The sequence below is a fragment of the Streptomyces sp. NPDC004658 genome (assembly GCF_040609555.1).
Lineage (GTDB): Bacteria > Actinomycetota > Actinomycetes > Streptomycetales > Streptomycetaceae > Streptomyces.
Map to the genome: position 1 here is coordinate 1 of NZ_JBEXKG010000202.1, position 11,512 is coordinate 11,512.

Below are 11,512 nucleotides of genomic sequence, written 5' to 3' on the forward strand. Positions count from 1 at the left end.
CGGGTGTCACGGCGGACGCCGCTGAGGCGGCGGCCACGGGCCCGGACGCGGACCGGGCCGCCGGCGAAGACGCGGGCGGGGCCGGCAAGGCCGCCGGAGAAGACGCGGGCAGGGCCTCCGGCAAGGCCGCCGGCAAAGGGGTGCGGGGCCAGGGCGGGCCGGTCGTGGCCGGTGGCGGTACGGGAAGCGGGGACTCCGCGGGCAGGCTCACGGGGTGGGGCCGGAGCAGGGACGGCAAGGGGGGTACGACCGCTCGGCCGGGGGCGGTGGCCGGTGCGACCGGAGCGGAGGAGGACCCGTACGAGGTCCTTCCCGCCGACGACGCGTTCCCGACCTCGTACCCGGCGCCGGTCCCGACCTCGTACCAGGCGCCGGTCGCCGAGCCCGTGGCCGGCAGCTGGCACGACGACGTCGCCCGCGCCTCCCGCTGGGCGGCGCTGAAGGAGGCGGCGGGAACCCCGGACGACGCCCGTGAGGACGCTCCGGAGGACGCGGCCCCCGGCACCGCGCCCCGGCCGCGCACGGAAACACGGGCCGACGCGCACCCCGAGGCGCACGACGGGGCACACCCCGAGGCACATGACGAGCCTCAGCCGGAACCGGACGCCGGCCCTCGCCCCGGGCCCCGCCCCGGCCTCAGCCCGGACTCCGGCCCCGGCCCCGGCCTGGGCCCCGGCCCCCGCGCGGGCTCCTCCGAGTGAGCGGCCTCAGCCGTTGTCCGAGCCCAGGACGCCCCGCAGTTCACGGGGCAGCAGGGTGTCGCAGGACTGCTTGGCCTCGTGGGTGAGGGCGTCGTTGACGCAGGTGTAGTAGTCGCGGTAGACGAACTGGACGGTGAAGGTGGAGGCCACCAGGACCAGCGCCAGGCCCGCTGTGACCAGGCCGCTGACGGCCGCCGTGGTCTGCGGCCGGCCGGCCGGGGCCCCAGGGGCCGCCGGGGCGTCCGGGGACGGCCGGCGGGGCTGGGCGCGCAGGGCGCTGATGCCCCAGTACAGGGCGAGCGCGCCCAGCAGCAGGGCGACGTAGGGCCAGCTGAACAGGGCGAAGAAGACCGCCCACATGCCGGAGAGCAGGGCGTACCGCGCGCGGCGCTGGGCCGGGTCCGTCGGGTCCCAGCGCATGCCGGGGCCGGCCGGTCCGCCGGGGCCCTGCGGGCCGCCGCCCGGGCGTTCGCCGAAGCCGCCGGGGGAGCGGCCGGGCTGCCGATCGCTCCACTGACTGCCCCAGGGGGTGTAGCCACCGGGCGCCTGTCCGCCACCGGGCCCGTGACCGGGAGCCTGCCCCTGCCCCGGACCGGGGCCGTGTCCCGGCCCCTGGCCTTCCTGCCCGGATCCGGGACCGCCCTGGCCCGGACCGTGACCCTGCCCGTGCCCCGCGCCGGACGGGCCGCCGTGATGACGAGGCCGCCACGGCTGGTCCGGAGCGTCCTCCGGCGGCGGCGCGAACGGATTGTCGTCCGGCCGCTCGCCACCCGCACCGGAACCGTTGCCGGCGCCGCCCCACCCCGATCCGCCGTGCCCGGAGCCGCCGTGCCCGGAGCCTCCTCGTCCGACGCCCCCTCGGCCGGAACCACCCCGCGGCGACTGCGTGGGCGGCGAGGTCGGGCGCTCCCGCAGCAGCGCGGCGCCACGCTCGCCTCCCTGGGCCGGGCGCGGCGGGAACGTGAGGAGTCGCAGACTGCGATCGGGCATCAAAAGAGCGTCTTCCCTTGGGTGACTACGGCTGTCCGACATGAGCTTCCACCCCGTGAACGCACCGCACGACGACCGCGTTCCCGGGGCTGCTCGTTCGTGACTCCTTGCGAACGCTACCGTCCGGCCGCCCACCCGTCCCGGGGGCCCCTTCCCGAGTGCCGGTATCGTTGCTGACGGTCGGCCGCTTCGTAGACTTCCCCGTATCCGGGGGCGTGAAGCATTCGTACGACTGTACAAACCAGCCGTACGGATCCGGCCGTACACGGACCGCAACCCCAGAAAGGGCCCCATCGTGGCCGCCACCTCCGCCGGCCCGGCAGTCAAGCGCCTCGTCGTGCTGGTCTCCGGCTCCGGCACCAATCTCCAGGCGCTGCTGGACGAGATCGCCGCCGTCGGCGCCGAGGCGTACGGCGCCCGGGTCGTGGCCGTCGGCGCGGACCGCACCGGCATCGAGGGGCTGGCCCGCGCCGAGCGCGCCGGGATCCCCACCTTCGTGTGCCGGGTCAAGGACCACGGCTCCCGCGAGGAGTGGGACGCCGCCCTCGCCGAGGCCGTGGCCGCCCACCGGCCCGACCTCGTCGTCTCCGCCGGCTTCATGAAGATCGTCGGCAAGGAGTTCCTCGCGCGGTTCGGCGGGCGGTTCGTGAACACCCACCCGGCCCTGCTGCCCAGTTTTCCGGGGGCCCACGGAGTCCGTGACGCGCTCGCGTACGGCGCCAGGGTCACCGGCTGCACCGTCCACTTCGTCGACGACGGCGTCGACACCGGCCCGATCATCGCCCAGGGCGTGGTCGAGGTGCGGGACGAGGACGACGAGAGCGCGCTGCACGAGCGCATCAAGGAAGTCGAGCGAAGGCTGCTCGTCGAGGTCGTGGGGCGGCTCGCCCGCAACGGCTATCGCATCGAGGGACGAAAGGTAGTTATCCAGTGACCGCCGAGAGCAACAAGCGGGCCATCCGTCGCGCGCTCGTCAGCGTCTATGACAAGACCGGCCTGGAGGAGCTGGCCCGCGGGCTGCACGAGGCCGGTGTGGAGCTGGTCTCCACCGGGTCGACGGCCGGGCGGATCGCCGCCGCCGGCGTCCCGGTCACCAAGGTCGAGGAACTGACCGGCTTCCCCGAGTGCCTGGACGGCCGGGTGAAGACCCTGCACCCGAAGGTGCACGCCGGCATCCTCGCCGACCTGCGTCTGGACAGCCACCGCGAGCAGCTCGCCGAGCTGGGCGTGGAGCCGTTCGACCTGGTCGTCGTCAACCTCTACCCGTTCCGCGAGACGGTCGCCTCCGGTGCCTCGCCCGACGAGTGCGTGGAGCAGATCGACATCGGCGGCCCGTCCATGGTCCGCGCCGCCGCCAAGAACCACCCGTCGGTGGCCGTGGTCACCAGCCCGGAGCGGTACACCGACGTCCTCGCCGCGGTGAAGGACGGCGGCTTCGACCTCGCCGCCCGCAAGCGGCTGGCCGCCGAGGCGTTCCGGCACACGGCCGAGTACGACATCGCCGTCTCCTCCTGGTTCGCCTCCTCCTACGCGCCGGCGGACGACTCGCAGTTCCCCGACTTCGTCGCCTCCAGCCTGGAGCGCGCGCACACCCTGCGCTACGGCGAGAACCCGCACCAGCCCGCCGCCCTGTACACCTCCGGCGAGGGCGGGCTCGCGGCGGCGGAGCAGCTGCACGGCAAGGAGATGTCGTACAACAACTACACGGACACGGACGCCGCCCGCCGTGCCGCGTACGACCACGCCGAGCCCTGCGTCGCGATCATCAAGCACGCCAACCCGTGCGGCATCGCGATCGGCGCGGACGTCGCCGAGGCGCACCGCAAGGCGCACGCCTGCGACCCGGTGTCCGCGTACGGCGGGGTCATCGCCGTGAACCGCCCGGTCAGCAAGGAGATGGCCGAGCAGGTCGCGGAGATCTTCACCGAGGTCATCGTGGCGCCGGACTACGAGGAGGGCGCGCTGGAGGCCCTCACCAAGAAGAAGAACATCCGCGTGCTGCGCTGCCCCGAGGGCCCCGCGCACCCGGTGGAGGTCAAGCCGATCGACGGCGGCGCGCTGCTCCAGGTCGCCGACCGGCTCCAGGCCGAGGGCGACGACCCCGCCCACTGGACGCTGGCCTCCGGCGAGGCGCTGGGCGAGGACGAGCTGCAGCAGCTCGCCTTCGCCTGGAAGGCGTGCCGTGCGGTGAAGTCCAACGCGATCCTGCTCGCCAAGGACGGCGCCTCGGTCGGCGTCGGCATGGGCCAGGTCAACCGCGTCGACTCCTGCAAGCTGGCCGTCGAGCGGGCCGGCGAGGAGCGGGCCCGGGGGGCCTACGCGGCCTCCGACGCCTTCTTCCCCTTCCCGGACGGCCCGCAGATCCTCATCGACGCCGGTGTCCGGGCGATCGTCCAGCCGGGCGGTTCGATCCGGGACGAGCAGGTCGTGGAGGCCGCCAAGAAGGCGGGCGTGACCATGTACTTCACGGGGACGCGCCACTTCTTCCACTGAGCCGCACCCGCCGCCCCGCCGAGTCCCGCCCGTCCCCGACGGGCGGGACTCGGCCGTATCCGGACGCCATCCGTCCGAGCACGACGTACGTGCTCCAGGCCCGCACCGTGCCCGCTCGACATCGAGAAGGCGAAGAGGGGCGTCGACTTCGGCCTGGACAGGGCCACGTCGCCGGTCGCCCCGTGCGGCTGCCGGACGGCTCGGCCACAGCGCGCGGGTGCGGGTGACGCAGGGGCGGCTGGACCGTTCGCGGGCGTCGCCCCCTGACGGGAGATGGCCGGGACGGGCCCCAAGAGGGGGGTTTTCACCACCGATTTCCCGGCCCCCCGGCCACCACAATGAGTGCGGGCCCCTCGGACCACGACGGACGTACGGCACCGGCGCCGCGCACGGCGGAGCAAGGCCAGGAAGGAGCGAGTCGCATGGACGACCGCACGACGCAGCTCGGCGGAGTCCGCCCGCCGCGGGCGATCAGAGGATTCTCGGTGTCGGCCGGGCTGACCGGTCTGCGCCGGGTGGTGGCCCTGTGCTGGCTGTCGATGGCGGCCTTCGGCCGTTCGCTCGCCGTGTCCGGCGCGATCAGCCTGGTCGGTCCCGGTCTCGGCATGGTGCCGCGGGCCATGGAGGGCGTGCGCGGCCTGGCCGCGCGGCAGCGGGAACTGGCCCGGCGCTGGGCGGGCGTGGAGATCCCCGGCCCGCCCGGACCGCTGCCACCCGCGCCCGCCGGAGCCTCCGGTGCCGTCGCCCGCTACCGCTGGATCATGAGCGACCCGCAGACCCGGCGGGAGTACGTCTGGGTGCTCACGGACCCGATCGCCGGCGGTTTCCTCGCCTTCTTCCCGCTCGCGCTGATCCTCAGCGGCGTCTGGGGCGTCTTCCTGGCCTTCTTCGGGGTGCCGCTGTCCACCGAGTGGGACGGCCTGTGGTACGAGTTCATCCCGATCGAGGGCCGGGCCACCGCGGTGCTCGCCGGCGTCCTCGGACTGCTGCAACTGCCGCTGGCCCTGTGGGCGGCCCCGCGCGCGGTACGCCGGCACGCCCTCTACACCAGGGCGATGCTGGCGCCGAGCGAGAGCGAGAGGATGGCCGGACGGATCCAGCACCTGGCCGCCACCCGCTCCGACGCGGTGGACACGCAGATGGCCGAGATCCGCCGGATCGAGCGCGATCTGCACGACGGCGCCCAGGCCCGTCTGGTCGCCATGGGCATGGCCCTGGACGCGGCCGAGCACCTGCTGGAGACCAACCCCGAGGCCGTCCGCGCCCTGCTCGTCGAGGCCCGGCAGTCGTCCTCGGCGGCGCTGGAGGAGCTGCGCAACCTGGTCCGCGGCATCCACCCGCCGGTCCTCGCCGACCGCGGACTCGCCGACGCCGTACGGGCCTTGGCGATGACCTGCCCGGTGCGCACCGAGGTCCGGGTCGACCTGCCCGGCCGTCCCGAGATGCCCGTCGAGTCCGCCGCCTACTTCGCCGTCTCCGAGATCCTCACCAACGCCGCCAAGCACGCGGGGGCCGCCCGGGCCTGGATCGACCTTCGTCACGATCGCGGGACGCTGCACATCACCGTGACCGACGACGGCCACGGCGGCGCCGACGCCTCCCGCGGCACCGGTCTGCGCGGCATCGAGCGCCGGCTCGCCACCTTCGACGGCGTGCTGGCCGTGAGCAGTCCCGTGGGCGGGCCGACGATGGTGACGATGGAGATCCCGTGCGTATTGTCCTCGCCGAAGACCACTTCCTCCTGAGGGACGGGCTGATCCGCCTGCTCGGGGCCTACGGCCACGACGTGGTGGCCGCCGTGGACAACGGCACCGACCTGCTCGCGGCACTGGAACGGGAACAGCCGGACGTCGCGGTCGTCGACGTCCGGCTGCCGCCGGGCTTCACCGACGAGGGCCTGCGCGCCGTCCTCGCCGCGCGCAAGCGGAATCCGGAGCTTCCGGTGCTGCTGCTCTCCCAGTACGTCGAACCGCTCTACGCCCGCGAGTTGCTCACCAGCGGCGGCCGGGGCGTCGGCTACATGCTCAAGGACCGCGTCACCAACGGCGGCCAGTTCCTGGACTCCGTCCAGCGGGTGGCCGCGGGCGGCACCGCCATGGACCCCGAGGTCGTCTCCCGGCTGATGGTCCGCAAGGAGCGCGACGCATCCGTCGGCAGCCTCTCCGAACGCGAGCGGGAGGTCCTCGAACTCGTCGCCCAGGGCCGCTCCAACGCGGGCATCGCGCAGGCCCTGTTCGTCACCGAGAAGGCCGTCGTCAAGCACATCGGCAACATCTTCACCAAGCTCGGCCTCCTCCCGGCGGACGGCGACAACCGCCGCGTCCTGGCCGTGCTGGCCTACCTGGACCAGTGAGCCGGCCGGACCGGTGCGCCCGGCCGGCCGCCAAAGACGACACCGGGCCGCGTCCCGTCCGGGCGGACGGGACACGGCCCTGGAGTGGTGCCGGGCGCCGGGCGGCTCAGTACCGGGGGCGGTTGAACCAGGCCGAGGCGGAGCCGTTGACCATGGAGGCGAGGATGATGCCGGCGAAGGCCAGGGAGATGACCCCGCCGAAGGTCGCCGAACCGCCGCCGCCGTTGACGATGTTCACCAGGCTGCCGAGCAGCAGCAGCGACGCGTACACGATCGTCGTGACGCGGATGCCGCCGCCGCCCTTCTTGAACTTCACGCCCAGGAAGATCGACAGGGTCCCCAGCGCCAGCATCAGCAGTGCGAACGCGATGAGCACACCGGTGGCCGTGCTGGTGTCGTCGCCGGAGCCGATGCCGTTGGAGACGTCCTGCGCGGCGCCGGCGGCGATGCCGAGGAACAGCCCGGCCAGGTACTGGAAGCCCGCCAGGATGAACAGCAGCACCCGGGCCGTCTTGATCAGGCCCGGCATCTCCATCGGCACACCGTAGCCGTACGGCTGCTGCACCGGCGGCGCGGCCGGGTAGCCGTACCCGGGCTGGCCCTGCGGGGCGCTCGGGTAGCCGTATCCGGGCTGCTGGCCCTGCTGCGGATAGCCGCCCTGCTGGCCCTGCGGCGGGCCGTAAGGGTTGTTGGGGTCGCCAAAGCTCATGGCGGTCTTCCTCCGTCTGCTCAAGTGCGGGGACGACGCGCGGCACGGTTCGGAGGAAGTTCTACAGATGCGGTCCGTCCCCCCGGTACTGCCCGCGGCACTGTCCGCTCATCGTTCTTTAACAGGCTCTTACTTGTCCAGCCGGAGGCGTCAGGTGTTGTGCAAGTGCAACATCGCTGATCACACCGTGACACCCGGATTGGAACCGGGACCGGGTCATCCGCGAGGATGGGACCATGACCGCCCAGATTCTCGATGGCAAGGCCACCGCAGCCGAGATCAAGTCCGATCTGACCGCCCGCGTGGCGGCGCTGAAGGAGAAGGGCGTCACGCCCGGCCTCGGCACGATCCTGGTCGGGGACGACCCCGGCAGCCAGAAGTACGTCGCCGGCAAGCACCGCGACTGCGCCCAGGTGGGCATCGCCTCCATCCAGCGGGAGCTGCCGGCCACCGCCACCCAGGAGGAGATCGAGGCGGTCGTCCGCGAGCTGAACGAGGACCCGGCCTGCACCGGCTACATCGTCCAGCTCCCGCTGCCCAAGGGCATCGACGAGAACCGCGTCCTGGAGCTGATGGACCCGGCCAAGGACGCCGACGGCCTGCACCCGATGAACCTCGGCCGCCTCGTCCTGAACGAGCCGGCCCCGCTGCCCTGCACCCCCAACGGCATCCTCACCCTGCTGCGCCGCCACGGCGTGGAGATCAAGGGCGCCGAGGTGGTGGTCGTCGGCCGCGGTGTCACCATCGGCCGTCCCATGCCGCTGCTGCTCACCCGCCGCAGCGAGAACGCCACCGTCACCCAGTGCCACACCGGCACCCGTGACCTCTCCGCCCACCTGAAGCGGGCCGACATCATCATCGCCGCGGCCGGCTCCCCGCACCTGATCCGCGCCGAGGACGTCAAGCCGGGCGCGGCCGTCCTGGACGTCGGCGTCTCCCGCAACGCCGACGGCAAGATCGTCGGCGATGTCCACCCGGATGTGACCGAGGTGGCCGGCTGGATCTCCCCCAACCCCGGCGGCGTCGGCCCGATGACCCGGGCGCAGCTGCTGGTCAACGTGGTCGAGGCGGCGGAGCGCAGTGCCGGCTGAGGACACCCGCGGGTCGGCGGAGCCGACCGCGCGCGACGCGATCAGCGCCCCTGACGCCGAGGGGCGCCCGCGCCGCGTCACCCGCCGCTTCCCGCTGTTCACCAGGGACACCGCCCGCCCCGAGGGCGGCGGCCGGGCCGCGGCCGGCGACGCCCCGGCGCCCGCCCGGCAGTGGCCCGTGCTCGTGGTGCTGTCGACGGTGGCGCTCGGCCTGCTGCTGACCGCGCTCGACGTGTTCCGCTACGGCACCCTGCTGATCGGCGCCGCCCTGCTGGCCGGTGCGGTCATGCGCTGGACGCTGCCCAGCGTCGGCATGCTCGCCGTCCGCTCCCGCTTCACCGACATCGTCACCTACGGCGTCCTGGGCCTGGCCATCGTGCTGCTCGCGATGATGGCCCAGCCCAAACCGTGGCTGCAGATCCCCTTCCTCAAGGACATCCTGCACTTCACGCTCGACAAGTAGCGCGCTCGGTACGGCAGGTGGCCCGCGACTCCCCCGGGGACGCGGGCCACCTGCCGTGTCCCCGTTCCCGACGCTACGGCCGTGCCCCGCGCGCCGCGTCCACCCCTGGGCCCAACCGCCGTACCGTCCAGGGGCGTACGACGGTTACCGCTGCAACTTCCGCGGTACCGCGCGCGGTTGACTCCCGGGCGCGGCCGTGCGCGTTACCCTGCGGCGATGCGACTGAGGACCCCCCGCCCGCTCGTCGTGGACGCGTTGATCGCGGTGGCCATGGCCGTGGTGGCCGTCCTGGTCGCGCAGGAGTCCCGGTCCCAGGGCTGGCCGGAACTCGGCGCCCGCGCCTACGCCCTCGTCGCCCTCGCCCACCTCCCGGTCGCCCTGCGCGGCCGCCACCCCCTCGCCGTCTTCGCCCTCGTCGAGGCCGCCGCGGCCGGCTACATCAGCCTCGGCTACTGGCCGGTGGTGTGCACCTTCGGCGCCATGCTCGCCCTGTACACCGTGGCCTCCGTCCGCCCGCCGCACACCGCCCTCGCCTGCGCCGCCTGCACCTGCGCGGTCTGGGTGTACGCCGGCGTGGTCAGCGACACCCCCTCCATGGCCTCCGTGGTCGGCCAGGCCCTGCTCTACAGCTCGGTGCTCGTCTGGTTCGGGCACCTGGCCCGCCGCAGCGCCGAGCTCACCCGTCGGCTGCACGCCGAACAGGCCGAGCGGGCCCGCCGCGCGGTCGCCGAGGAACGCGGCCGGATCGCCCGCGAACTGCACGACGTCGTCGCGCACCACATGTCGGTCATCTCCGTGCAGGCCGGGCTCGCCCGGTTCGTCTTCGACTCCGACCCCGGCAAGGCGCGCGGCGCGCTCGGCACCATAGCGGACACCAGCCGGGAGGCCCTGGAAGAACTGCGCCGCATGCTCCAGGTGCTGCGCGAGGAGGACCCCGAGGCCCCGCAGCGGGCCCCCATGCCCACCCTGGCCCGGCTCGGTGAACTCGTGGACCGGGTGCGGGCCGGCGGCCTGCCCGTGGACCTCGCCGTCGAGGGCACCGCCCGCCCGCTGCCGCCCGGCGTCGAACTGTGCGCCTACCGCGTCGTGCAGGAAGCCCTCACCAACGCCCTCAAACACGCCGGTCCCGCACACGCGCGCGTGGAACTGCGGTACGGCGCCCAGGAGCTGACCGTCCGCGTCACCGACGACGGCGAGGGGGCGGATCCGGACAGAATGCCCACAGGTGGCGGCCACGGCTTGATTGGCATGCGGGAGCGGGCCACGCTCTACGGCGGGACGATCAGCGTCGGCCCACGCACCGAGGGCGGCTACGAGGTCCGGCTGACCCTGCCGACCTCGGCCGCCCAACGCGACCGCGGGGGCGCGCGGGAAGCGGAGCGGTGAGGGACGGCGCACGGCCGAGGGGGACGACCGTACTAAATGATCAGAGTGCTCGTCGTGGACGACCAGTTCCTCATCCGCGCCGGACTCGTCGGGCTGCTGGACGCGGCGCCCGGCTTCGAGGTGGTGGGCGAGGCGGGAGACGGCGAACAGGCCGTACGGCTCGCCGCCGAGACCCGGCCCGACGTCGTCCTCATGGACATCCGGATGCCCGGTGTCAACGGCATCGAGGCCACCGAGCGGATCCTCGCCGAGGCCACCGACCGGCCGCCCCGGGTCCTGGTGCTGACCACCTTCGACCTCGACGAGTACGTGTACGGCGCGCTGCGCGCCGGCGCGTCCGGTTTCCTGCTGAAGGACTCCGGCCCCGAGCGGCTGCTGGCGGCGGTCACCGCGGTCGACGGCGGCGACGCCCTGTTCGCGCCCAGCGTCACCCGGCGCCTGGTGGAGGCCTTCGCCCGCCAGCAGGCGCCCGCCGACACCGCGCCCCCGCCCGACCTGGGCGTGCTCACCTCCCGCGAGGTGGAGGTCCTCAGACTCACCGCCCGCGGCCTGTCCAACCTGGAGATCGCCGACCGCCTCTACATCAGCGAGGCCACCGTCAAGACCCACCTGAACCGCACCATGACCAAGCTCGACCTCGGCAGCCGGGCGCAGGCGGTGGTGCTGGCGTACGAGACGGGGCTGGTGACCCCCGGCGGCTGACCGCGTCCCTGGCATCCTTTTGGTCGGCGCGTACCGCGCGACCTGCACGGAACACGGGGGAAGAGGGGAAGAGGGGGTAGGCGATGCCTCGGTGGAGTGCCCTGCCGGAGGATCTGGACCCGCAGATGAGGGAGTTCACCGTCCAGTTGCGGCGACTGGCCGACCGCGGTGGCCTGAGCACCGCCGCACTGGCCGATCGCACGGGCTACGGCAAGACCTCCTGGGAACGCTACCTGGGCGGCCGGCTCCTCGCCCCCAAGGGCGCGGTCATCGCCCTCGCCGAGGCCACGGGCACCGACCCCGGCCCCCTGACCACCCTGTGGGAACGGGCCGAACGGTCCTGGACCCGAGCGGAGTCGGACGACGACCACACGCTCCAGGCCATCGGCATCACCGAGTCCCAGGCGGCCCTGGGCGACCTCGCCGTACCGAGGGAGGGGACCGGGCGCGGCTCCGGTCTCCGTGCCGGTGCGGGTGAGGGCGGTGGCCTCGCGGCCGCGCCGGGGATCGCCGGCCCCGCCGGTGTCTCGCCGAAGATCCCGGCCCAGCCGGCGGACTCGGCTGCCGCCGGCGTCCGCGACAGCGTGCCGGACGGTGCCGGCGCCGGTGACGGCTCGGACGCGG

At 73.8% G+C, this 11,512-nt stretch carries 11 protein-coding genes and 1 pseudogene; 10 read left to right on the forward strand and 2 right to left on the reverse strand.

What is annotated here, in order from left to right; genetic code table 11:
• Positions 1 to 701: pseudogene (locus ABZV94_RS36715) on the forward strand (hypothetical protein); the annotation flags it as partial.
• A 6-nt stretch (positions 702 to 707) separates the two neighbouring features.
• On the opposite strand, the gene ABZV94_RS36720 reads toward ABZV94_RS36715, so the two are convergent.
• Positions 708 to 1,691: a hypothetical protein gene (locus tag ABZV94_RS36720; protein ID WP_356348498.1), complete on the reverse strand. Its 984-nt coding sequence runs from the start codon at positions 1,689 to 1,691 to the stop codon at positions 708 to 710.
• Between the two features lie 295 nt (positions 1,692 to 1,986).
• Here ABZV94_RS36720 and purN point away from each other — a divergent pair, with 295 nt between their 5' ends.
• The 4 genes from purN (at position 1,987) to ABZV94_RS36740 (ending at position 6,537) form a co-directional block, all read left to right on the forward strand.
• Positions 1,987 to 2,625: a phosphoribosylglycinamide formyltransferase gene (purN, locus tag ABZV94_RS36725; RefSeq protein WP_356348500.1), complete on the forward strand. Its 639-nt coding sequence runs from the start codon at positions 1,987 to 1,989 to the stop codon at positions 2,623 to 2,625.
• A complete protein-coding gene (gene purH / locus ABZV94_RS36730; RefSeq protein ID WP_356348502.1) occupies positions 2,622 to 4,184 on the forward strand; it encodes a bifunctional phosphoribosylaminoimidazolecarboxamide formyltransferase/IMP cyclohydrolase in 1,563 nt (520 codons plus the stop codon). Before purN ends, purH begins: the two co-directional genes overlap by 4 nt.
• A 422-nt stretch (positions 4,185 to 4,606) precedes the next feature.
• Entirely contained in the window at positions 4,607 to 5,929 is a 1,323-nt protein-coding gene (locus ABZV94_RS36735; protein ID WP_356348505.1) for a sensor domain-containing protein, read from the forward strand.
• On the forward strand, positions 5,893 to 6,537 hold the full coding sequence (locus ABZV94_RS36740; RefSeq protein ID WP_356348507.1) for a response regulator transcription factor: 645 nt from the start codon (positions 5,893 to 5,895) through the stop codon (positions 6,535 to 6,537). Before ABZV94_RS36735 ends, ABZV94_RS36740 begins: the two co-directional genes overlap by 37 nt.
• Positions 6,538 to 6,643: 106 nt before the next feature.
• Here the strand turns inward: ABZV94_RS36740 and ABZV94_RS36745 are convergent, their stop codons facing one another.
• The gene (locus tag ABZV94_RS36745) at positions 6,644 to 7,246 is read right to left on the reverse strand and encodes a hypothetical protein (protein WP_356348510.1); all 603 of its coding nucleotides are present in this window, start codon (positions 7,244 to 7,246) and stop codon (positions 6,644 to 6,646) included.
• A gap of 236 nt (positions 7,247 to 7,482) precedes the next feature.
• Between ABZV94_RS36745 and ABZV94_RS36750 the strand changes: the two genes are divergently transcribed.
• The 5 genes from ABZV94_RS36750 to ABZV94_RS36770 all read left to right on the forward strand — a co-directional run.
• The gene (locus ABZV94_RS36750) at positions 7,483 to 8,337 is read left to right on the forward strand and encodes a bifunctional methylenetetrahydrofolate dehydrogenase/methenyltetrahydrofolate cyclohydrolase (RefSeq protein WP_356348512.1); all 855 of its coding nucleotides are present in this window, start codon (positions 7,483 to 7,485) and stop codon (positions 8,335 to 8,337) included.
• Positions 8,327 to 8,800 (forward strand): DUF3017 domain-containing protein, encoded by a 474-nt coding sequence (locus tag ABZV94_RS36755; protein ID WP_356348513.1) that lies wholly within the window; start codon positions 8,327 to 8,329, stop codon positions 8,798 to 8,800. Before ABZV94_RS36750 ends, ABZV94_RS36755 begins: the two co-directional genes overlap by 11 nt.
• Before the next feature lie 216 nt (positions 8,801 to 9,016).
• A complete protein-coding gene (locus ABZV94_RS36760) occupies positions 9,017 to 10,186 on the forward strand; it encodes a sensor histidine kinase (RefSeq protein ID WP_356348516.1) in 1,170 nt (389 codons plus the stop codon).
• A gap of 36 nt (positions 10,187 to 10,222) precedes the next feature.
• Positions 10,223 to 10,888, forward strand: a complete 666-nt coding sequence (locus ABZV94_RS36765; RefSeq protein WP_356348518.1) for a response regulator transcription factor — start codon at positions 10,223 to 10,225, stop codon at positions 10,886 to 10,888.
• An 83-nt stretch (positions 10,889 to 10,971) separates the two neighbouring features.
• Positions 10,972 to 11,512, forward strand: a 541-nt coding sequence (locus ABZV94_RS36770) for a helix-turn-helix transcriptional regulator (protein WP_356348520.1), incomplete at its 3' end; no start/stop codon positions are given.